We start from the raw sequence: 23042 nt of genomic DNA on the forward strand, positions 1-23042 counted from the left end.
CGCCGTTTCCTATTTGGTCGGACCTCTGGGAGGAGGAGCGAGGTCCGGCGCTGTGACCTGGGTCGGGAGGAGGTGACCCACGTCAAATCGGGTTGTTCCTGGGAGGAGGGTGGAACGCCCCGAAATTTGGGGGTGCGGTGATGTCAGGGAGGAGGAAGACATCACCGCGGCCCAAGGACTGTCAGGGAGGAGGGCGACAGTCCGAAGATTTTGGGCGGCGAGATCAGGGAGGAGGAGAGACCTCGCCGCCATTCAGTTCACCGCCGGGAGGAGGAGGGCGGGGAACAGAAACTCAGTTGCCGTAGACGGCCATGCGGGCAATCAGGCGGATCGAACCGCGACCGATACCCAAATCGTTCAGCTCACGATCGCTCAGGTTGCTCAGCTCCTTGACGGTCTGGCGATAGGCCTTGCGCGTGGCGTAGTCGTCTTTCCAACCAGCAATCAAGGAGACGAACCGGTCAGCCAGGCTTGCATGGGCCAGAATGATTTCAGATGCGTGTGCCATTGCACTTACTCACTTTTGTTCGCAGATCTCTGCGGGTTGGGTGCCCGTACCGTTGGGCAAAACTCTTCTTGTTAGCGACAACGGTGTCGCTGTGAGGCAAACATGGGGTGTATGCTGCAAATGCACAATACCTTGGGAAAACAAACCCGTCATGCGTCTGGTGCATAGGTGGATTCGCTAATAAAATAGGCGCTTAACCGCCCTTGGGCTATGTTTCGCTGCTATATGCTGCAGGGCAGAAATTTCACTGTGTTGGGTGCCGTCGCGTCAGTTTGGGGCCTTATGTTCTGGCAGTTGGAATGCGCGCTTTTCATCAGAGTAAAGCAGAGTGCTCCGGTGCCAAAAAAGTTGTCCTTGATTCTCATTTTCTTTGGGCTTGTGGATTCGCCTCTTGCGCCTTCCACGAAAGTCGCCAAGTAAAGAGGTCAGGATTAAGGAGACTCCTATGGCGGATATCAAAAACAGGATTATGGGCGCGCTGTCGGCAGTGGCGTTGCCGGATGGCGGCGATCTTGTGTCGCGCGATATGGTGCGTGCGCTGACGGTTGACGGTGCTGCGGTCCGCTTTGTGATCGAAGCGCAATCGCCCGAGCAGGCCGCCGGGCTTGAGCCGCAGCGCCGCGCCGCCGAGGCTGCCGTTGCGGATCTGCAGGGGATCGAAACCGTTTCTGTCATTTTGACCGCTCACGGCGCAGCACCTGCGAAGCCCGCGCCGAATTTGAAAATCGGCGGACACCCCAAACCGCAGGCTGGTCCGATGCAGGTGCCGGGCGTGAAATCGATTGTCGCCATTGCCTCAGGGAAGGGGGGCGTCGGGAAATCCACACTCAGTTCCAACTTGGCGGTGGCTCTGGCCAAGCAGGGGCGGAAGGTCGGACTTTTGGATGCCGACATCCTTGGTCCGTCCCAGCCGCGCATGATGGGCACGAACGAGCGCCCCGGCTCCCCCGACGGAGACATGCTGACCCCGGTCATGGCGCACGGGGTCAAGATGATGTCGATTGGTCTGATGCTGAAATCGGATCGCGAGGCTGTGGTCTGGCGTGGCCCCATGCTGATGGGCGCTCTGCAGCAGATGCTGTTTCAGGTCAACTGGGGCCCGCTTGACGTGCTGCTGATTGACCTGCCGCCCGGTACCGGGGACGTGCAACTGACGCTGGCGCAGAAATCGCAGATCACCGGGGCGGTCGTGGTCTCGACCCCGCAGGACGTGGCGCTTTTGGATGCGCGCAAGGCCATCGATATGTTCGAGAAGGTGAAAGTGCCGATCCTTGGTCTTGTTGAAAACATGTCCGCCTATGTCTGCCCGAATTGCGGACACGAAGCGCATCTGTTCGGGCATGGTGGCGTAAAGGATGAGGCCGCTGCGATTGGCGCCCCCTTCCTTGGTGAAATCCCACTGTCCTTGGATGTGCGGCTTGCCGGCGACGGTGGGACGCCGATCGCTGCGGGCGAAGGGCCGGTGGCTGATGCCTATGCCAAGCTGGCACAGGACATGGTGGCGCGCGGGATCGCCTAAGGCCAACGACGTGCAGTGAGATGAACGCCCGGTGCAGTGATTGCGCTGGGCGTTTTCGTTTGGTGGGGGCGTCTGGGAATTCATGGTCAAGGCGGCTGGGAAATCATGGGCGGAGCTATGGGAATGGATGCAAATCAGCCTGTTCGCCTATGGATTTTCGCGCCAAACGCGGCTGGAACTGTGGTCTGAGCGCGCCACTCTCTTCAAATCGCAAAAAATATTTGGATTTCATGGGAAAAGTGATGCTGCGACGGCAGCACTATATCTTGTGGATAGATTTTCAACTTCGCCTACATTGCGTGAAGATGTGCCAGAAATTCTGCATTTGCACTTGAATCTGGGCGCTTTTTCCAGATTCGCCCTATGTATAATCCCGCAAAAAACTATTGCTTCCCATGAATTCCCAAGTTATCCATGTATTCAAGATGAGGACGGGACAGAAAGGGGCAACAAGACCCCGCTAGACACTCCCAAGTCAGGTTTCATACAGGCCCCCGCTTCATCATACGAAAGAGATCCGGCGCGTACGCGAGCAGACATCCCCCCAGGTGGCGCGCGCAGCTGGGCACCCGGAGACGGGACAGGCGGCGGATTGGTCAGTGGCAGCAGATCAATTCGCCGTTTTTATTCCAGCCCCCATTTGGGCTGGTGGGACAGATGATTAAAGGGGGCCGCGCAAGTGGCACGCAGGTTCAGAGGTGAAAGCCACCATAAGGTGGATACGAAGGGCAGGGTCTCGATCCCGGCCCTGTTTCGCCGTGTGCTGGAAGCGGGCGACCCCGATTGGACCGACGGTCTGAACCCCAATCTTGTCATTGTATATGGCGACCATCGCCGCAACTATCTGGAAGCCTACACGATCGAGGCCATCGATGAGGTCGACGACCAGATCGCGAAGATGCCGCGCGGCTCGATGGAGCGTCGGATGCTGGAGCGTCTGTTCAACGGGCAATCCTTCCCGACGACTGTGGACGAGACCGGCCGTCTGGTACTGCCTGCGAAGTTGCGCCAGAAGATCGGGCTGGACAAAGAAGCCTTCTTTATCGCCACCGGCGACACGTTCCAGATTTGGAAGCCCGAGACCTATGAAGAGGTCGAGGTCGCCAAAACCGAAGAATGGCTGAACGAACAGCCGGACGATTTTGATGTGCTGTCCCTGTTGGGCGGGCAGGGGGAAGGCTAAGATGTCTGACCCAGCTGCCCCCAACTCCACACCTGATAAACGTCCCCATATTCCTGTTTTGCTTCGGCCGCTTCTGGAAGCGGTCGCACCTGTTTCTGGTGATTGGGCGGACGGGACCTTTGGGGCTGGCGGCTATACGCGCGGATTGCTCGATGCCGGGGCCGATTGGGTCTGCGGCATTGATCGCGACCCGATGGTGTTTCAGATGGCCGCAAGCTGGGCGGGCGATTATGGCGACCGTCTGGCACTGCGCGAAGGCACGTTCTCTGAAATGGATACGCTTGCCGGCAAACTGTTGGACGGGGTCGTGTTGGATCTGGGCGTCAGCTCGATGCAGTTGGACTTGGCCGAACGTGGCTTTTCCTTCATGAAGGACGGCCCGCTGGACATGCGAATGAGTCAATCCGGTCCGTCGGCGGCGGATCTGGTGAATGAAGCGGATGAAGGAACGCTCGCAGATATCCTCTATCACTACGGTGAAGAACGCGCCTCGCGCCGGATTGCGCGTGCGATTGTGAAAGCGCGGGCCGAGGCGCCGTTCGAGACCACCTTGCAACTGGCCGAGGTGATCGAGAAGAACCTGCCGCGTTCCAAGCCGGGTCAAAGCCACCCCGCAACGCGCAGCTTTCAGGCGATCCGCATCGCGGTAAATGACGAATTTGGTCAATTGATTGAAGGGCTTGAAGCCGCTGAGCGCGCGTTGAAGCCCGGTGGGAAACTGGCCGTCGTGACCTTCCATTCGATGGAAGACCGCGTGGTAAAGCGGTTCTTGCAGGCGCGGGCGTCCTCGGGCGGGGGCGGGTCGCGCTATGCGCCGGAAGCCGCAGAAGAAACCCCGCGTTTCAAACTGACCCCGCGCAAGGCCATCGGGCCGGACAAAGATGAATTGCAGGACAACCCGCGCGCCCGCTCGGCCCGTTTGCGCGTGGCCACCCGCACGGATGCGCCCGCGGGCCCCTCGGATCGCAAGAAGCTTGGTTTGCCGCCCTTGGTATTTAAGGACAGATCGTAATGCGTAGTTTTCTTTATATCCTTTCCGCGCTTGCCGTGATGGGGCTGGCCTACTGGGCCTATTCGGAAAACTACAAAACGCAGGCCACCTTGGATCGCGCTCAAGAGCTGCAAAGCGAAATTGGGCGTATGCAGGAAGAGCTGGCCGTTTTGCGGGCCGAATGGGCGTACCTGAACCGCCCGGATCGATTGCGGGATCTGGCGCAGCTGAATTATGACAAGCTGGAGCTGAACGTGCTGGAGCCGGGTCAGTTTGGTCGCGTAGATCAGATCGCCTTTGCCGAAGATGACGTTCTGCCTCAGATCACGGGCACCGTTGAAGTGAGAGGAGAGATCGCACAATGACCCGCGTCCCCCTCCGCCCGCTTGCCCGCATTCTGGAAGCCCGCGCCAAGGGTGAAAACCCTGATGCGATCGAACGCGAGAACTTGCGCCAGCGGCACGACCAGATCCGCAATGAATCGCGCCTGCGTTCGGAAGGACGGTTGTTGGTGCTGGCGGGCTTCTTTCTCTGCGCCTTCCTGACGGTCGGCGTGCGCATGGCAACCCTTTCGGCCTCCGAGGCGCAAGAGCCCCGCGCACAGGCGCCCGGTGCATCCATCGCGACGGCGCGTGCCGACATTCTGGACCGTCAGGGCCGTATTCTGGCGACCAACCTTGTGACCCACGCACTTTATGCCCAGCCGCATCAGATGGTGGACCCGAAACGCGCGGCGGACGAGTTGGTGCGCATCTTCCCGGATCTGGATCACGAGCGTCTGGTGAAGGATTTCACTGGGTCTCGTAAGTTCCTGTGGATCAAGAAGAAAATCAGTCCAGAGCAAAAACAGGCTGTGTTCGATATTGGCGAGCCGGGTCTGCTCTTTGGCCCACGCGAGATGCGTCTCTACCCCAATGGCAAGCTGGCGGCCCACGTGTTGGGCGGGGCGAGCTTTGGGCGCGAAGGCGTGTCGGCCGCCGAGGTGATTGGCGTTGCAGGTGTCGAAAAGCAATTCGACGACTTCCTGCGCGATCCCGCCAATGGCGGCGCACCGCTTGAGTTGTCCATTGATCTGACCATTCAGGACGCGGTCGAACGCGTGCTCTATGGCGGCATGAAAATGATGAACGCCAAGGGTGCGGCAGCGATCCTGATGGATGTGCATACGGGCGAGGTGATCTCGGTCGCGTCCTTGCCGGATTTCGACCCGAACAACCGCCCGCGTCCCTTGACGGTGGCGGACAAGGGGATGGATCAGTCCGACAGTCCGCTTTTTAACCGTGCGGTGCAGGGCGTCTATGAACTTGGCTCGACCTTCAAGATTTTCACTGCCATTCAGGCAATGGATCTGGGGCTGGTGAATCCGAACACGGTGATCGATACGGGCAAGCCGATGAAAATCTCGGGCTTCCGCATTGGCGAGTTTCGCAACAAGAACTATGGCGAGCTGTCGGTTTCGGACATCATCGTCAAAAGCTCGAACCGCGGCACGGGCCGCATGGCGCTGCAGATTGGCCCCGAACGTCAGCAGGAATTCCTGAAGACACTCGGTCTGCTGGATCGCACCCCGTTCGAGATCGTCGAGGCCTCGGGATCGACCCCGCTTTTGCCGCCGAAATGGGGCAAGCTCAGCGCGGTGACGATTTCCTATGGGCACGGGATTTCCAACACGCCGATGCATCTGGCCTCGTCCTATGCGGCGATTGCCAATGGCGGCTACGCAGTGACGCCCACCGTGTTAAAACAACACCATGTGGAGCGCGGCCCGCGTGTGATGAGCGCCGAGTCGGCGGCTGCAGCGCGCGATATGTTGCGTAAGGTGGTCACAGAGGGCACCGCCAGCTTTGGCGAGGTTCCGGGCTATCTGGTGGGCGGCAAAACCGGCACAGCGGACAAGCCCAAGCCGCGCGGTGGTTATTATGATGACAAGGTGATCAACACCTTCGCCAGCATGTTCCCGGTGGATAATCCGAAATACGTGCTGATCGTGACGCTGGACGAACCGGTCGAGACCTCGGGCACCAAACCGCGTCGCACCGCCGGTTGGACGGCTGTTCCCGTAGCAGCCACGATCATCGAGCGCGTGGCACCCCTTTTGGGCATGAAACCGCGCGAAACCCGCGTTGAACCTTTGGATGCATCTGGGGTAACACTCACGTCGAACTGATAGGGCGGATTACAAACTGATGGGTGCTGAGATGGTAACGAAATCCCTGGGTGAACTGGGACTCAGCGCCCGGGCAGGGCGTGATGCGCAGGTGACCGGGCTGTCGGTGGACAGCCGGCTGGTTAAGCAGGGCCATCTGTTTGCAGCCCTTCCGGGGGCCAAGCTGCATGGCGGAGAGTTCATCCAGTACGCCCTTCGCATGGGCGCTGCAGCCATTCTAACTGACCCCGAAGGTGCAAGGATTGCCGAGGTCGAGCTGGCCGCATCCGATGCCGCGCTGGTCGTGACCGAAGATCCCCGCATGGCGCTGGCCTATGCCGCCGCGCTCTGGTTCGGCACACAGCCCGAGCATATGGTGGCCGCGACGGGCACCAACGGAAAGACCTCGGTCGCCAGCTTCACCCGCCAGATCTGGACGCTTCTGGGCATCAAAGCCGCCAATCTGGGCACAACGGGTGTGGAGGGCGCGTTCACCGCGCCTCTGTCACACACAACGCCCGAGCCGATCACCCTGCATAAAACACTGGCCGATATGGCCGGCGCGGGCGTAACCCATGCCGCGATGGAGGCGTCTTCCCACGGGCTGGCGCAGCGCCGTCTGGATGGGGTGCGCCTGTCCGCCGCTGCCTTCACAAACTTCACCCAAGACCACTTGGACTATCACGAGACGTTCGAGGAGTACTTCGCCGCCAAGGCTGGCCTCTTCGCCCGCGTGTTGCCCGAAGACGGCACCGCCGTAATCAACATGGACGACCCGAAGGGCGCAGAGATGGCGACCATTGCTGAAGCGCGCAGTCAGAAGCTGATCCGCGTGGGGCAAATCGAAGGATGCGAGCTGCAACTCAAGGCCCGCCGCTATGACGCCACGGGCCAAGAGCTGATGTTTACCTGGCTGGGCAAGCCCTACACCGCACGGCTGAATCTGATCGGTGGTTTTCAGGCCGAGAACGTTTTGGCCGCCGCGGGGCTGGCCATCGGCTGCGGTGCTGAACCGGACCATGTGTTCGAGACGTTCAAGGATCTGGAAACCGTGCGCGGCCGGATGCAACACGCCGCGACCCGTGAAAATGGGGCAGCGGTGTTCGTGGATTACGCCCACACGCCTGACGCGCTGAAAACCGCGCTGCGGGCCATGCGCCCGCATGTGCTTGGCCGCCTTGTGGTGGTGTTCGGCGCGGGTGGGGACCGTGATACCTCGAAACGCGTTCTGATGGGACAGGCAGCGGCCGAGAACGCGGATGTGGTGTTTGTCACCGACGACAACCCGCGCACCGAAGACCCTGCGGTGATCCGCGCGATGGTGATGCAGGGTTGCCCCGAAGCGATGAATGTCGGCGACCGCGCCGAAGCCATCCTGCGCGGCGTTGATGCTCTGGGGCCGGGAGATACTCTGTTGATCGCGGGCAAGGGGCACGAAACCGGCCAGACCGTTGGCAATGATGTGCTGCCCTTTGATGATGTCGAGCAAGCCTCGGTCGCGGTGGCAGCTTTGGAAGGACGGTTGGCATGAGCCTTTGGACAGCAAAAGAGGCCGCAAAGGCCACCGGCGGGGAAGCGCGCGGCGACTGGGCTGTAACGGGCGTGTCCATCGACACCCGCACCATCGAGGCTGGCGATCTGTTCGTCGCGCTGAAAGCCGCGCGCGACGGGCATGACTTCGTGGCGCAGGCGCTGGAAAAGGGCGCAGGGGGCGCGTTGGTCAGCCACGTGCCCGAGGGCGTCGCCGATGACGCGCCGTTGTTGATCGTGGACGACGTTCTGAAAGCGCTCGAAGATCTGGGTCGCGCGGCCCGCGCGCGCACCAAGGCACGCGTGGTGGCGGTGACCGGTTCGGTCGGTAAGACCTCGACCAAGGAAATGCTGCGCACCGTTCTGCAGCGGCAGGGCAAGACCCATGCCGCCGAGGCAAGCTATAACAACCATTGGGGTGTGCCTCTGACCTTGGCACGGATGCCAGCGGATGCAGACTTCGCAGTTATCGAGATCGGGATGAGCAATCCCGGCGAGATCGAACCCTTGGCCCGGATGGCCCGCCCGCATGTGGCGCTGGTCACCACCGTCGCCCCGGCGCATCTGGAAGCCTTCGACGATTTGGACGGTATCGCCCGTGAAAAGGGTTCTATCTTCAAGGGATTAGAGCCGGGTGGCATTGCCATCGTCAATGCCGATTTGGACAATACGCAGATCCTCCGCGACGCCGCCAAGGGCTTCGACACCCAAAGCTTCAGCGCTAAACGCAGCGACGATCACCATCTGGTCCACGTTGTCCTAAGCCCCGACGCCACAATCTGCAAAGCGAACGTGGCCGGGCAGGAATACTTGTTGAAAATTGCAAGCGTTGGGCGGCATTTCGCAATGAACGCGCTGGCGGTTCTGGTCGCCACCCGCGCGCTTGGCGGGGATGTTACCTTGGCCGCCCGCGACATCAGCCATTGGTTGCCCCCATCCGGGCGCGGCACACATGAAGACATCCTACTGGATGCGCCCGAAGGCTTGGCCCTGACGCTGATCGACGACGCGTTCAACGCCAACCCGACCTCAATGGCGGCCTCGCTTGAGGTTCTGGCAGCGGCCCAACCAGTTGACGGCGTCGGCAGGATCCACAAAGGGCGTCGGATGGCCATTCTGGGCGACATGCTGGAACTGGGGCCGGATGAGGCCGCGCTGCATGCCCAGATCGCCGATCTGCCCTTCCTGGATCAGATCGACGTGGTCCATTGCTCGGGCCCGCTGATGAAATCCCTGTGGGAGCGTCTGCCGGGCGGCAAGCAGGGGATCTATACCGAAACCGCCGAGGACATGGCCGCGCAGGTGCACAGCCTGATCGACGCTGGCGATGTCGTGCTGGTCAAAGGATCCAAAGGGTCGCTGGTCTCCAAAGCTGTTGACGCGATCCGCAAAATGAGCCAAGCGCAAGGCTAACAAGCAAAAGGGCCCACAATATGTTGTATTGGTTGACCGAGTTTTCGGATGGTGGCGATGTCTTCAACCTGTTTCGCTACATCACTTTCCGCTCGGGCGGGGCGTTCTTTACTGCGCTGATTTTCGGCTTCATGTTCGGCAAACCCCTGATCAACATCCTGCGTCGCAAGCAGGGTAAAGGTCAGCCGATCCGCGAGGATGGCCCGGAAAGCCACAAGGAAAAGCAGGGTACTCCCACGATGGGCGGGCTGTTGATCCTGTCGGCGCTTCTGGTGGCCACTTTGATGTGGGCGCGGCTGGATAATCCTTATGTCTGGATCACCCTCTTTGTGACCTATGGCTTTGGTTTGATTGGCTTTGCGGATGATTTCGCCAAGGTCTCGAAGAACAACACTGCAGGTGTTTCGGGTAAGGTCCGTCTGGCAATCGGTCTGGCGATTGCAGCCATTGCGGGCTTCTGGGCGTCCAGTGTGCATCCCGAGGGGCTTCAGTACCAACTGGCCTTCCCGGTCTTCAAAGACACGCTTCTGAACATGGGCTTCTTCTTCATCCCCTTCGTGATGATCGTGATCGTCGGCTCTGCGAATGCGGTGAACCTGACGGACGGTCTGGACGGCTTGGCCATCATGCCGGTGATGATCGCAGCAGGAACTTTGGGCGTAATCGCTTATGCCGTTGGCCGTGTCGACTTCACCGAATATCTGGACGTGCACTATGTGCCGGGTACGGGTGAGCTCTTTGTCTTCACATCGGCCCTGATCGGAGGCGGCTTGGGCTTTTTGTGGTACAACGCACCGCCCGCCGCTGTGTTCATGGGCGACACCGGATCTCTTGCCCTTGGTGGCGCCTTGGGGGCCATCGCGGTTGCCACAAAGCACGAGATCGTGTTGGCCATCGTGGGTGGACTTTTCGTGGTCGAGGCGCTCTCGGTCATTATCCAAGTGCTGTATTACAAGAAGACCGGAAAGCGTGTCTTCCTGATGGCGCCGATCCACCACCACTTTGAGCACAAAGGCTGGCAAGAGCCCCAGATCGTCATTCGCTTCTGGATCATCTCGCTGATCCTGGCGCTGATCGGTCTGGCCACACTGAAGGTCCGCTAAACGTCATCAAACGTCTTCCAAACGCCCCGCCCAACCGGCGGGGCTTTTGTTTTTGGGCCAAACCCTTTAGCGATATCTCAAGACAGACAGGAGGCACGCATGATCCCGGTGAAAGGTTACGATGGTCGCAAGGTTGCGGTTCTGGGGCTTGGGCGCTCGGGGCTGGCCACGGCCCATGCGCTGGAAGCTGGCGGGGCCGAGGCGCTGTGCTGGGATGACGGGCAGGAAGCCCGCGAACGTGCCGAAGGGCAGGGGCTGATCCTGCACGACCTGAACAAGGGCAACGCGTGGGAAGACGTCGCCGCCTTGATCGTCAGTCCGGGCATTCCACACCTGTACCCTGAACCCAACAAGCTGATCGCTCGCGCGATGGAAGCAGGCGTGCCGGTGGACAACGATATTGGCCTCTTTTTCCGCAGCTTTGCTGATCAGGAATGGGACAACTTCGACACCCTGCCGCGCATCGTGGCGGTGACGGGGTCGAATGGGAAGTCCACCACTTCGGCGCTGATCCATCATGTGTTGGAACATGCGGGCAAGCCGACCCAGCTGGCGGGCAATATCGGCCGTGGTGTGTTGGACATTGACCCCGCCCATGATGGCGAGGTCGTCGTGCTTGAGCTGTCGAGCTATCAGACCGATCTGGCCCGTTCCCTGACCCCGGACATTGCGGTCTTCACCAACCTGTCGCCCGATCATCTGGATCGTCACGGCGGCATGGGCGGCTATTTTGCGGCCAAGCGGCGTCTGTTCGCCGAGGGTGGCCCAGACCGCGCCGTGATCGGCGTGGACGAGGCCGAAGGCGCTTATCTGGCCGGCCAACTGTCCGAAGGCGCGGCAGATGACCGCGTGATCCGCATCTCGGTCGATCGCAAGCTGACCGGGCCGGGCTGGCAGGTCTTCGCCCGCAAGGGGTTCCTGTCCGAGTATCGTAAGGGGCGCCAGATCGCCTCGGTCGATCTGCGGGCTGTGAAGGGGCTGCCCGGTAGCCACAACCACCAGAACGCCTGTGCCGCTTATGCGGTGTGCCGGTCCATTGGGCTGGCCCCGAAAGTGATCGAGGACGCGTTCCACGCCTTCAAAGGCCTCCCGCATCGCTCGCAGCTGGTGGGTGAGAAAGACGGCGTGGCCTTCGTGAATGATTCAAAGGCCACCAACGTGGACAGCGCCCGCGCCGCCATTGGTGCCTTCAGCAACATCCGCTGGATTGCGGGCGGTTTGGGCAAGGATGGCGGGATCGAAAGCCTGTCGGATGCGCTTGGCAATGTGACCAAAGCCTATCTGATCGGCCATTCCGCCCGCGAGTTTGCCCTGCAACTGGGCGACGTCCCTTATGAGATCTGCGAGACGATGGCAAATGCCGTTGCGGCCGCCGCCAAAGATGCGAAATCCGGTGACACGGTGCTGCTGGCCCCCGCCGCTGCCAGCTTCGATCAATATCCCGATTTCGAAAAGCGGGGCGAGGACTTCACTCGGCTGGTTCAGGACCGTCTTCAGGATATGTGAGCGATACCGGTATTCCGCGGTATGCTAAATCTCTCAAAAAACCCTTGTTTTTAAGGGGTTGTAATGTGTCTCGTCTCTGTTACGACTTTGCGCGTAGGAGACACGCGCATGATGAATTTGATCGACCATCCGGACCGCTATGACCTTGCGAACGAGCTGCACGCTCGCCCTTCGCCCGCGATCAGCGCGCCGGGGACTGCTGTCTATCTGGCAATCAAACGTCCGCAAAACGCGGCGAACCGGGATCGCGAGGCGGATCGCCAGCATCTGATTGCACTTCTGGATCGGTTCGGCGCGCCCCATCCCAGCCCCGGGTCGAACCACTATTTCGGCGAAATCGGTCGCTACCATCTGAAGTGGGAGCAGCATAACGAGTTCGTCAGCTACACGGTGTTCTCGGATGGGATCTCGTCGCGGGCATTTGATCCGGCGGCGTTTGATGTCTTCCCGGATGACTGGCTGGCGGATGCGCCCGGCGCCCGCATCACCTCGGCCCATATCCGGGTGCAGCAGATGCCGCCTGTCGAAAAGGACATGGACAAGCTAGTGCGCGAATGGTTCGTGTCGGAAAGCATTGCGTCGACCTGGGTGATTGATCGTTCGGCCATGGTTGCAGGGGATTTTCGCATCGATCCTGCCGGACATATGCGGTTCGTCGCCTTCGTTTCCGAGGGCACCGGCAAACGCCGGATCGGTCGGATTGTGCAACGCCTATGCGAGATTGAAACCTACAAGACCATGTCCATGCTAGGCTTCCCGGTGGCGCGTGACATCCATCGCCAGCTGCGCAATGTGGACGGCGAGCTGACCCATCTGGTCGGCACGATGAAGCGCGGGGACGAACCCGCCGAGGCGACGCTCAGCGAGCTATTGTCGATTTCAGCCGAACTGGAAGAGCTGATGGCCTCGACTTCGTTCCGGATGGGTGCGACGCGGGCTTATGAAGCTATTCTGAACCAGCGCATTGGGGCGCTCAGGGAAGAGCGGTTCCGCGGGCGTCAGACGCTAAGCGAGTTCATGATGCGCCGCTATGACCCCGCGATGCGCACCACCAAAAGCGCGGCGACGCAGTTGGAAAACATGGCGGCCCGGGCGGCGCGCGCGGGCGAGCTGTTGCGCACCCGTGTTGATGTTGAACGGGCCGAGCAAAACCAGGCACTGCTGGAAAGCATGGATGCCCGCGCCAAAATGCAGCTGCGTTTGCAGGAAACGGTAGAAGGCCTGTCCGTCGTCGCGATCAGCTATTACGCGGTATCGCTGGCGGGCTATCTGTTCTATCCGCTCGCAGGCGCGCTGAACATGTCTAAGGGAACGCTGACGGCGATGCTTACGCTGCCTGTGGTGCTTCTGGTGTGGCTGTCGGTGCGTCGAATTCGGAAGTCGCTTGGCCACTGACCCGTGCATCGACGCGGGCTGCCAACCAAGCGCCCGCGATGATGGCTAGCAGAGCAATCACAGCTGACGTCGACAGCGTTGCGACGCCCGAAAGGCCCGCACCCACGGTGCAGCCCCCGGCCAACACGCCGCCCATGCCCATCAGTACTCCGCCTGACAGATAGCGGCCCATCTGGCCTGCGCCGTCAAAGCCCTGCCATGCAAAGCGCCCGGCGATCAGGGCAGACAGGGCGGCGCCTGCAATGACGCCTCCGATCAGACCGGTTCCGAAATTGCCACCAACAGCGCTGGCTGCCGCGGTCCAAAAAAGCGTATCGGCCAAAGGTGCGGTGAAAGACAGGCTTTCCACGGCAATGGGGTCGAATTCGTCCATCAGGACCAATCCGGTTCCCAGCCAGCCCAGAGGCACGAGTGCGCCGAGCAAAACCGCCGGTACCAGAACGCGCAACTTGGGACGAGCTTGCGCGATAAAGACAGCGGCCAGAGCGAGGGGCAATAGAGCGCCCAGGGCTGGCAGGGAAGGGGCGGCGAACTCAACCGCCCCCAGGGAGTTTCGAAGCGGCGCGAGGACGCCTTTCATCGTGGCAAGGGCGGCCAGCGCGGCCATGCCCAGAACGACGATCGCGCGCAGGTTGCCCGAGGACCCCAAAACGACCAGTCGCGACAGGCAACCGCGGGTCAGGACCATGCCTGCACCGAACATCAGGCCTCCAACGACGAGCGAGAGGATCGGCAAGGTGGGCGCGTGAAAGCGGTGGTCTGCGAAGTTGATCCAGCCTGCCCAGACCGCGCCTTGCGTGCCGATCACGGCAACGGCCAAAGCAGTCAGCCAGACGGCCAGCGCCTGACGGCCTTCGATGCCGGACCCGATCACGCCGCGACGCAGGCAGAAGCGCGTGACTTCGGCCAGAATGCCGAAAGCCGCACCAAGGCCAAGCCCGAACAGGATCGAGGCTGTGCGTGGGGTCAGGGTCTCAAAACCGAAGGTCTCAAACATCTTCACGTCTCCGCATTTGGGAATATGTTCCATCTGGCGCGGGAAGTGGTGTTTCGCAACCCTTATAATGGGCGCTTCGTATGACTGGTGTGGGAAAAAGTTCTGACTACGGGGCTGCCTTGGAATAATGGACCTCGAGGCGCGATGTGTTCGGATTGGCGGTCTAAAGCAGCGCACGCAGCGCTGACCCTTGTCCTTATTTGCGCCCCAAACCGCCACGCGGGTCCAGCGCATCCCGCAGCCCGTCGCCAAGGTAATTGGCGCACAGTACGGTCAGCGTGATCATCAGCCCCGGCCAGATCGCGCGGGCGGGTGTCAGCGTCAGATACTCGGTTCCGTCAAACAGCAGTCGGCCCCATGTGGGGTGATCTGGCGGGAAACCCAGACCAAGGAAGCTCAGCGCGCTTTCGGTGATGATTGCGTTGGCCAGTCCCAGCGTAGCCGAGACGATGATCACACCCATCACGTTGGGCAGAATATGCCGCCGGATCAGCCCCCATGGCCTCAAGCCAAGGGCGGTAGCGGCGGTGACGAACTCGCGTTTCTTCAAGGCTAGCACTTCGGCGCGGAGAATGCGGGCGGTTTGCATCCAACTGGTCAGGCCGATCATCGCGACGATCAACAGGAAGATCCCGGCCTCGGCCCCGAACAGACCGCGCAGGCTGTCGCGCCATAGCATGATCGTGACCAGAAGCAGGGGCAGGACGGGCAGGGCTAGAAACAGGTCGGTCAGCCGCATCAAGGGGGCGTCCAGCCAACGGACCATGCCCGCCAGAATGCCGACCGCTGCGCCGATCAGAATTGACAAGCCCATCGCAACAATACCCACCAAGATCGTCACACGGCCACCTTGCAGGACGGCAGCGAACAGATCGCGGCCAAGATGGTCTGTGCCCATCGGGTGCGACAAGCTGGGCCCGAGGTTGCGGGCGGTGACGTTGATCTGTCCCGCTGCGTGCGGCCACAGGATTGGGCCGATCAGGACGGCAAGAAGGATCAGTGCCAGCACACCGCCTCCGATCACAGCGCCCTTGTGCCGCTGAAACCGCCGCCAGAACCCGGTGGGTGGGGCGTTGAGGGCCAACAGATCAGTCATAGCTGATCCTCGGGTCCAGCAGGCCATAGGCGATGTCGGCCAGAAGGTTAAAGAGGACGATCAGCACCGCGAACAGGAAGGTCAGGGTCTGCACGACGGGCAGATCGCCGCTTTGGATCGATGAAATCAGAAGCGCGCCGATCCCGTTGATCTTGAAAATCTGCTCGGTGATGATGGCGCCCGCCAGCACCTGTGGGATGCCCAAGGCGATCACGGTGACAACGGGCAGCATCGAGTTGCGGGCCACATGGGCCAGCACCACGCGGCGCTCGGACGCGCCTTTCGCACGGGCGGTGCGGACACAATCGTGGTGCAGGTTCTCCAACATAGACGCGCGCATATAGCGGCTGATTTGGGCGGCGTTGTAGAGCGCAAGGATGGTGACCGGCATGACCATCTGGCGCAATTGGGCCAGAAAGCTCTCCCACCCAGTGACGGTCAGCGTCGTGTCATAGACCGACGGGAACCAGTTCAGTTTCACCGCGAAGATCACGATCATCACCACGCCCAGAAAGAAGGACGGGACCGAATAGCCGATCATCGAGATGAAGCTGCCCAGATGATCGAACCACCCGTGTTGGCGGTACGCCGAATAGATGCCAACGGGCAGGGCGATCAGGATGCCGATGACATAGGACGAGCCCACGACCCATAAAGTCTGGGGCAGACGCTCGGCAATTAGCTCCACCACGGGCGCACGCGACGCCCAGCTGAGGACGCGCAGACGGTCGGGGTCTCCGAAGCTAAGGCCGGTCAGATCGGTCAGCCAGTTCAGCGGTTCATGGATGAAAAACTGTTTGCACCACAGAAGATAGCGGGTCACCAGCGGATCCCCCATGCCCAACGCCTCGCGCAGTTGGGCGCGGGTCTCGGCGGGGATCGACATGGGCAGATTTGCGGTGGGGTCGTTCGGGGCCATATCCATCAAAAGGAAGATGGCGAAGCTGATGAAAATCAGCACGGGAACCGAGAAAGCAAGCCTGCGCAAACAATAGGTTAACATGGGCGGTCGACGGCCTTTGGTTCCGGGGTGCGGCCAGACACTAGCCGCACCACCAGTCTAGCGGTCTTACTTGTCGCGGGTCCAGTCCGCGATGTTCCAAAGTTCGCTGTCCCAGACATTCATCCGCACGCCCTCAAGCGAATTGGCATGGGCCGAGACCTCGCCACGGTGCACCAGCGGGATCAGTGCGCCCGCCTGCATCAACATATCGTTTAGCTGTTTCGAAATCGCGATCCGTTCGTCGATCCCTACCGTGTTGCCAAGCTTGGCCAGCAGCGCGTCATAGTCCGGATCGCAATAGCGCGGCACGTTCATGCCGGACCAGCCGTTTTCGGGCGTCGGGATCGACGCGCAGGCCCAGTTGTTCAGGTAGGGCTCGGGATCGTTGCCGGGGAAGAAATTGGTGAACATCTCGAGGTCAGCATAGAATTTCTGATAGGTGTCCGGGCTGGACTGGTCACCACCGAAGAAGACCGCAGGCGCGATGGCGCGCAGCTCGGTCGCGACGCCGATTTCGGCCCACCACGCTTTCAAAAGATCTTGCGTGGTCTGGCGCACCGGATTGACCGAGGTCTGATAGAGCATGGTCATCGAGACACCATCCTTATCGCGGATTCCGTCACCGTCCGTGTCGGTCCAGCCAGCCTCGTCCAGCAGAGCACGGGCGGCGTCCAGATCTTGCGTCAGGCAGGCGTCGTTCGCGCCCGAGGCATAGATGGCCGGGGCGGCAAGCACATCACAGGTCGGGCGACCGGCATCGCCGTACGCAATGTCGATCAAGGTACTGCGATCAATCGCCAAAGACAGGGCTTTGGTCACGCGCGGATTGGCAAGGAAGGGGTGTACGCCGCCGTCTCGAGTCGAGCGCGCATCGCCCAAACCAGCCGCCGAGTTGGTCAGGTTGACCTGCAGGCGTTCCACAGCGGTCCCGAAGGACGACACGACCTGACCTTTACCTGCGGATTTCATTTGGCCCAGCACTTGCGGGTCCAACTGAAGGTTCCACGCATAGTCAAATTCGCCGGTTTCCAATACTGCGCGGGCCGCGCCCGAGGCATCGCCGCCACCTTTGATGATCACTTTGGTGAAGCCCGGCTTGTCCGCGTCGCGGTAGTGGGGATTGATGTCATAGGTGACCACATCGCCCGGTTTGAAATCCGTGATCTGATAGGGGCCAGTGCCAATCGGAGCGAGGTTCTGGGCCGAGCAATTCAACGCATTTGGCCCCATACAATCCGCAAACTGAATAGCCTGCAGAACAGGAACCTCAAGGCCCACGAAAGGCGCATAGGGATAGGGTTTGGGCTTCGAGAAGCTGATTTTCACCGTATGGGGATCCAGCGCCTCGACCTTTTCGACGTCGGTGAACTTGGCGGTCATCTGGCAACCGCTCTCGGCATCCATGCAGTAATTCGCAGTAAAGACCACGTCATCGGCAGTGAATTCACTGCCATCTGACCACATGATCCCGGGCTTTAGAACCCATGTAATCGACTGCAAATCCGCAGCAATGCCACCATTATCCAAGGTTGGAATCGCCTGAGCCAGCCATGGGACCATTTTTCCGGTTTCATCATGGCGGGCGAGGGGTTCCAGCACCAGCGACGCGGGCTCGGAATCCTTGGGGCCAGAGGCAAGGTAGGGATTCAATAGCGTCGGCGCCTGCCAATAGATCAGGTTCAGATCACCCTGCGATCCGCGCTCGGCATAGGCGGCGGTGGTCAGGGCGGAAACACTGAGTGCTGCAAGGGGTATATATTTGAAAACAGAAGGCATTTTTCGTCGCTTCCCTAGGTCATTCCGCAAGCCATCCCTGCTGTACACAGAGAGATAGCAGTGCAAGTTCGATTGTTTGTGGCAGAAAACAAACTCAAACACCCATGTCGCGCGCTGCCAAACCTGTGAGCAATATGACACTGTATTGCAGGCCAGTTGCAAGGGGACGAAGACGGGTTTCGATGAAATCGCCATGCTGTTGCATTTCTAATTTTGGTGGAATTCAAAGGTATTGAAGGTCTCCAAGTTTTGGCATTCAGGTGCCCGTGACAGGGGGGATCGCAGAGACGTGTCTTGAGCCGCCGAGGGTTTCTGGGCATTGTCGTCTGCAAGGCGCATCTGCCGCGACCAACCCCAACGAAAAGGATGATCCTTTGCCGATCCGAAACCGTTTTGCCGAGCTTCACAAGGACATCACTGCGTGGCGTCAGGATTTCCACGAACATCCCGAGCTGCTGTTCGATACGCATCGTACGTCCGGCATCGTGGCCGAGAAGCTGCGCGCGTTCGGCTGTGACGAGGTGGTTGAAGGGATCGGGCGCACGGGCGTCGTTGGCGTGATCCGCGGGCGTGAGACAGAGTCGGGCAAGGTGGTCGGTCTGCGGGCCGATATGGATGCACTGCCGATCCATGAGGAAACCAGGTTGGACTATGCCTCTAAAACGCCCGGAAAGATGCATGCTTGTGGCCACGATGGACATACCGCGATGCTGTTGGGCGCCGCCCAGTATCTGGCCGAAACCCGCAACTTCGACGGTACCTGTGTGGTGATCTTCCAACCCGCCGAAGAAGGTGGGGGCGGTGGCCGTGTCATGTGCGAAGACGGGCTGATGGATCGGTTCGGCGTGCAAGAGGTGTATGGCATGCACAACTGGCCCGGCCAGCCCTTGGGAGCATTTGCGATCCGCCCCGGTCCGTTCTTTGCGGCGGCCGATCTTCTGGACATCCAGTTCATCGGGCGTGGCGGGCATGCGGCGAAACCTCATGACACAATCGACCCCGTGGTGATGGCCGCGCAGGCGGTAACCGCGCTTCAGACCATTGCGTCGCGCAATGCGGATCCGACGTTGCAGGTGGTGGTCTCGATCACTTCGGTCGAAACGTCCTCGACCACCTTCAACGTGATCCCGCAATCCGTGCAACTGAAAGGCACCGTGCGCACCCTGTCGCCCGAGATCCGTGATCTGGCCGAGACGCGCATTGCCGAGATCTGCAATGGGATCGCGGCGACCTTTGGCGGTGAGGCCAAAGTCCGGTACGAACGGAACTATCCGGTGATGGTGAACCACAGCGACGAGACGGAATTCGCTGCGGAGGCCGCACGCAAGGTGTCGGGGGAGTGCTCTGAGGCCCCCTTGGTCATGGGCGGCGAAGATTTCGCCTTCATGCTGGAAGAGCGTCCCGGCGCCTATATTCTGATGGGGAACGGGGACACTGCCATGGTCCATCACCCGGAATACAACTTCAATGACGAAGCGATCCCGCAGGGCTGTTCGTGGTGGGCAGAAATGGCGGAAAGTCGGATGCCGATTGGCTGAGGTGAGATTGGGGGAGGGGCGTTGCCCCTCGGCCCGATTGGGCCTCACCCCAGGATACTTGAAACAAGAAAAAGCGGGCCGGAGTCAGCCGCCCGTGTGGTTCATGTGCCGGATGGTCTGGCCGCGGATTTCCTGACGGCTATAGTCGAAATCATGCCCCTTGGGTTTGCGCCCGATCGCGGCGTGGATCGCGTCGATCAGCACCGCGTCGCTTTCTGAGGACCGCAGGGGCGCGCGTAGGTCCGACATACCGTCATGACCAAGACAGGTATAAAGCTGGCCGGTGCAGCTCATCCGGACACGGTTGCAGCTTTCGCAGAAATTATGGGTCATCGGCGTGATGAAGCCGATTTTCTGGCCGGTTTCCTCGACCCGTACATAGCGTGCGGGGCCACCGGTATTGTAATCCAGATCGTTCAGGGTCAGCTTGCTTTCCAGATGCGCGCGCAGATCGGTCAGGGGCCAGTATTGATCCAGCCGGTTTTCCTCGCCCATGTCGCCCATCGGCATGACCTCGATAAAGGTCAGGTCCATATCTTTCTGGGCGCACCAGTCGGCAAGGGCGAAGACCTCGTCATCGTTGAAGCCTTTCAGCGCCACGGCGTTGATTTTGACGCGCAGGCCGGCGTTCTGGGCGGCCTCAATCCCGCGCAGCACTTGCGGCAGGCGACCCCAGCGGGTGATTTCGGCAAACTTATCTTCGTTCAGCGTGTCGAGCGAGATATTCACCCGCCGCACGCCAGCCTTGAACAGGTCATCGGCAAAGCGGTGTAGTTGCGATCCGTTGGTGGTCAGCGTCAGCTCGTCCAGCGCACCGCTGTCCAGATGCCGCCCCATCGCGTCGAAGAAACCCATGATGCCCTTACGGACCAGAGGTTCTCCGCCCGTAATGCGTAGCTTGCGCACGCCCAGCCCGATGAAGGCCGTGCAAAGGCGATCCAATTCCTCGAGCGTCAGAAGATCCTTTTTGGGCAGGAAGGTCATGTTTTCAGACATGCAATAGGTGCAGCGGAAATCACACCGGTCTGTCACGGACAGGCGCAGATAGGTCACCGGGCGGTGAAACGGGTCGACAAGCTTGGGCGTTTCCATGCGATGAACCTAAGCGTGGGCAAAGCTGCGCGCAAGTCACGGCCACGTCATTTCAACCGTTGAATGCGTCTGCGAATTGCGCCAGTTTGCCTGTATGAAACAGGTTCTTCTTATCTCTGCCGCCTGTCTGGCCGTCACGGGGTGTGCCGGCGTGGACGTGAACACTCTTTGGCCGACGCCGCCGCATCTGCGTCAGGCTCCGGCTGGGCCGATCACGAATCCCGATGCGCCGCCTGCGGACGCGACGACGGCGGATGAATTCAACACTGCCAGCGCGGGTGACAATGTCGCCGCCCTGTCATCGGCCCCCACACCTACGGGTGCGTTGGGCACGACGGTGGCCAATCTGGGTGATCCGACCATCCCGGGCTTTTGGGTGGAGACCCCGCTTGTCACCACCGAGACCGAGGGCCGTGTGCAGTCCAAGGCGACCGGGCGCACGGTGAAAGTGACGCTGAAGCCGACCTCGACCGGTGGGAGCCGGATTTCGATCTCGGCCTTGCAGCTGCTGGATTTGGATTTGTCCGGTCTGCATGAGCTGGTGGTCTTCGGGTCGTGACGTCCGTGACAGACGCGGCGTGGCTGGCCCATGGCCGCGCCCGCAAGCTTGTTTCGCCTTGGGGACCATGGCGGGACATGCAGGACGGGTTTTCATGGGATATTCCCGAACAGTTCAACATTGGCGAGCGCTGCTGCGACAGTTGGGCGGCGTTAGATCCCGACCGGATCGCGCTGACCCATGTGCGCCAAGACGGCAGTGTCGAGGATTGGAGTTTCGGCCGCTTGAAAGAGGCCTCGGACCGGTTTGCGACGGTTCTGCGCGCGGCGGGGCTTGAGAAAGGCGACCGCATCGCGGTGTTGCTAGGGCAGGGGCCCGAGGTCCTGATCACCCATTTTGCAGCTTACAAGCTGGGCGCGGTTGTGTTGCCGTTATTCACGCTTTTTGGTGCGGATGCGTTGGCCTATCGCCTGTCTGATAGCGGCGCCAAACTGGTGGTCACGGACCCCGACAACATGGCGAAACTGTCCGAAATCCGCGCCGATTTGCCCACGCTTCAGGCGGTTTTCACGGTGAAGCCCTGCGACGGGGCCACGGATATGTGGCGTGCACTGGACGCTGCCGATCCGCTGACCGATCCCGTCAATACGCTGTCGGAAGATCCGGCGGTGATGATCTATACCTCGGGCACCACCGGTCCGCCCAAAGGGGTGCTGCATGCACATCGGTTCCTTCTGGGGCATCTGCCTTGCGTCGAAACTTTTAACGAGGACTTTCCGCAGGCGGGAGACAAAGGCTGGACCCCGGCCGATTGGGCATGGATCGGCGGCTTGATGGATCTGGCGCTGCCGTTTCTGTATTTCGGCGTGCCCATCGTTAGTCACCGGATGCGTAAGTTCGAGGCCGAGGTCGCCTATCGATTGATGGCCGACCACAAGCTGCGCAACTTATTCATGCCGCCTACTGCACTGAAGCTGCTTCGACAGTCGAATGCTGTGCCCGAGGGTGTTCGCATTCGATCTATTGGATCAGGCGGTGAAAGCCTTGGCTCAGGGCTACTCGACTGGGCCGATCAGGTGCTGGGCGTGAAGATTAACGAGTTCTACGGCCAGACCGAATGCAATCTAGTCCTGTCCTCGGTCGCGGGTGCGATGGACGTGAAACCGGGCAGTATGGGGCAGGCCATTCCCGGCCATGAGGTGACCTTGCTTGGCGAGGATGGAGCACCTGTTGCCCCCGGCGAGATGGGCGAGATTTGCGTGAAAGCACCCGATCCAGTGATGTTCCTGCGCTATTGGAACCTGCCCGAGAAAACCCGCAAAAAGTTTCACGAGGTAGACGGTGTAAAATGGCTGCGCACCGGGGATCTGGCGACCCGCGATGCGGCGGGCTATTTCACCTTTGCCAGCCGGGACGACGACGTGATCACCTCGGCCGGGTATCGCATAGGGCCGAGCGAGATCGAGAATTGTCTGATGACCCATCCCGACGTGACAATGGCGGCGGTGATCGGCGTGCCAGACCCTCTGAGAACCGAGGCGGTGAAGGCTGTGGTGGTTCTGCGCGACGGCTGTGGGTCCGAAGGGATGGAAAAAACGTTGATCCAACTGGTCCGTGATCGGATTAGTCCCCATGTGGCGCCGCGTATTGTCGAGTTTGCGGATCAACTGCCCATGACCGCCACAGGCAAGATCATGCGGCGCGAGCTGCGGGGATAAAGGGGGCGCTGCCCCCGTCCGGCCTTTCG

Annotated in this window: 20 protein-coding genes; 14 read left to right on the forward strand and 6 right to left on the reverse strand. The window is 60.7% G+C overall.

Features of this window, described 5'->3' with window-relative positions; translation table 11 throughout:
• Nucleotides 1-292 precede the first annotated feature (292 nt).
• The gene (locus Q0677_RS13255; protein WP_298910630.1) at nt 293-508 is read right to left on the reverse strand and encodes a DUF1127 domain-containing protein; all 216 of its coding nucleotides are present in this window, start codon (nt 506-508) and stop codon (nt 293-295) included.
• A 445-nt stretch (nt 509-953) separates the two neighbouring features.
• Between Q0677_RS13255 and Q0677_RS13260 the strand changes: the two genes are divergently transcribed.
• The 11 genes from Q0677_RS13260 (at nt 954) to Q0677_RS13310 (ending at nt 13294) form a co-directional block, all read left to right on the forward strand.
• Nucleotides 954-2027, forward strand: a complete 1074-nt coding sequence (locus Q0677_RS13260; RefSeq protein ID WP_298910632.1) for an Mrp/NBP35 family ATP-binding protein — start codon at nt 954-956, stop codon at nt 2025-2027.
• A gap of 82 nt (nt 2028-2109) precedes the next feature.
• Complete coding sequence (locus Q0677_RS13265) at nt 2110-2688, forward strand: hypothetical protein (protein WP_298910634.1); 579 nt, start codon at nt 2110-2112, stop codon at nt 2686-2688.
• 18 nt (nt 2689-2706) lie between these two features.
• The gene (gene mraZ / locus Q0677_RS13270) at nt 2707-3210 is read left to right on the forward strand and encodes a division/cell wall cluster transcriptional repressor MraZ (RefSeq protein ID WP_298910637.1); all 504 of its coding nucleotides are present in this window, start codon (nt 2707-2709) and stop codon (nt 3208-3210) included.
• Nucleotide 3211: 1 nt separating this feature from the next.
• Nucleotides 3212-4222: a 16S rRNA (cytosine(1402)-N(4))-methyltransferase RsmH gene (gene rsmH / locus Q0677_RS13275; protein ID WP_298910640.1), complete on the forward strand. Its 1011-nt coding sequence runs from the start codon at nt 3212-3214 to the stop codon at nt 4220-4222.
• Entirely contained in the window at nt 4222-4566 is a 345-nt protein-coding gene (locus Q0677_RS13280; RefSeq protein ID WP_298910643.1) for a cell division protein FtsL, read from the forward strand. Before rsmH ends, Q0677_RS13280 begins: the two co-directional genes overlap by 1 nt.
• A complete protein-coding gene (locus tag Q0677_RS13285; RefSeq protein ID WP_298910646.1) occupies nt 4563-6368 on the forward strand; it encodes a penicillin-binding protein 2 in 1806 nt (601 codons plus the stop codon). Before Q0677_RS13280 ends, Q0677_RS13285 begins: the two co-directional genes overlap by 4 nt.
• A gap of 19 nt (nt 6369-6387) precedes the next feature.
• Complete coding sequence (locus tag Q0677_RS13290) at nt 6388-7878, forward strand: UDP-N-acetylmuramoyl-L-alanyl-D-glutamate--2,6-diaminopimelate ligase (RefSeq protein ID WP_298910649.1); 1491 nt, start codon at nt 6388-6390, stop codon at nt 7876-7878.
• The gene (murF, locus tag Q0677_RS13295; protein ID WP_298910652.1) at nt 7875-9290 is read left to right on the forward strand and encodes a UDP-N-acetylmuramoyl-tripeptide--D-alanyl-D-alanine ligase; all 1416 of its coding nucleotides are present in this window, start codon (nt 7875-7877) and stop codon (nt 9288-9290) included. Before Q0677_RS13290 ends, murF begins: the two co-directional genes overlap by 4 nt.
• Before the next feature lie 20 nt (nt 9291-9310).
• Entirely contained in the window at nt 9311-10393 is a 1083-nt protein-coding gene (gene mraY / locus Q0677_RS13300) for a phospho-N-acetylmuramoyl-pentapeptide-transferase (protein ID WP_282064518.1), read from the forward strand.
• Between the two features lie 99 nt (nt 10394-10492).
• Complete coding sequence (murD, locus tag Q0677_RS13305; RefSeq protein WP_298910656.1) at nt 10493-11899, forward strand: UDP-N-acetylmuramoyl-L-alanine--D-glutamate ligase; 1407 nt, start codon at nt 10493-10495, stop codon at nt 11897-11899.
• 108 nt (nt 11900-12007) lie between these two features.
• Nucleotides 12008-13294: a DUF3422 family protein gene (locus Q0677_RS13310; protein ID WP_298910658.1), complete on the forward strand. Its 1287-nt coding sequence runs from the start codon at nt 12008-12010 to the stop codon at nt 13292-13294.
• On the opposite strand, the gene Q0677_RS13315 is transcribed toward Q0677_RS13310, so the two are convergent.
• The 4 genes from Q0677_RS13315 to Q0677_RS13330 form a co-directional block, all read right to left on the reverse strand.
• Nucleotides 13227-14324 carry a YeeE/YedE family protein gene (locus tag Q0677_RS13315; RefSeq protein ID WP_366940976.1) on the reverse strand — a complete coding sequence of 366 codons (1098 nt, stop codon included), beginning with the start codon at nt 14322-14324 and terminating at the stop codon, nt 13227-13229. The genes Q0677_RS13310 and Q0677_RS13315 overlap by 68 nt on opposite strands.
• 163 nt (nt 14325-14487) lie before the next feature.
• A complete protein-coding gene (locus tag Q0677_RS13320; RefSeq protein WP_298910661.1) occupies nt 14488-15387 on the reverse strand; it encodes an ABC transporter permease in 900 nt (299 codons plus the stop codon).
• Nucleotides 15380-16390, reverse strand: coding sequence for an ABC transporter permease (locus Q0677_RS13325; protein WP_298910664.1), 1011 nt, complete (start codon nt 16388-16390; stop codon nt 15380-15382). The genes Q0677_RS13320 and Q0677_RS13325 overlap by 8 nt, the downstream gene beginning before the upstream one ends.
• A gap of 66 nt (nt 16391-16456) precedes the next feature.
• Nucleotides 16457-18166: a peptide ABC transporter substrate-binding protein gene (locus tag Q0677_RS13330; protein ID WP_298910667.1), complete on the reverse strand. Its 1710-nt coding sequence runs from the start codon at nt 18164-18166 to the stop codon at nt 16457-16459.
• A gap of 374 nt (nt 18167-18540) precedes the next feature.
• Between Q0677_RS13330 and Q0677_RS13335 the strand changes: the two genes are divergently transcribed.
• Nucleotides 18541-19704: a M20 aminoacylase family protein gene (locus tag Q0677_RS13335; protein ID WP_298910670.1), complete on the forward strand. Its 1164-nt coding sequence runs from the start codon at nt 18541-18543 to the stop codon at nt 19702-19704.
• Between the two features lie 84 nt (nt 19705-19788).
• Here Q0677_RS13335 and moaA read toward each other — a convergent pair whose 3' ends face one another.
• A complete protein-coding gene (gene moaA / locus Q0677_RS13340) occupies nt 19789-20796 on the reverse strand; it encodes a GTP 3',8-cyclase MoaA (RefSeq protein ID WP_298910673.1) in 1008 nt (335 codons plus the stop codon).
• A 94-nt stretch (nt 20797-20890) separates the two neighbouring features.
• On the opposite strand from moaA, the gene Q0677_RS13345 reads away from it, so the two are divergent.
• Entirely contained in the window at nt 20891-21355 is a 465-nt protein-coding gene (locus Q0677_RS13345; protein WP_298910675.1) for a D-galactarate dehydratase, read from the forward strand.
• A complete protein-coding gene (locus Q0677_RS13350) occupies nt 21352-23013 on the forward strand; it encodes an AMP-binding protein (protein ID WP_298910677.1) in 1662 nt (553 codons plus the stop codon). Before Q0677_RS13345 ends, Q0677_RS13350 begins: the two co-directional genes overlap by 4 nt.
• The last annotated feature ends 29 nt before the right edge of the window (nt 23014-23042 follow it).

The organism is uncultured Aliiroseovarius sp., from assembly GCF_947492455.1.
Classification (GTDB): Bacteria; Pseudomonadota; Alphaproteobacteria; order Rhodobacterales; family Rhodobacteraceae; genus Aliiroseovarius.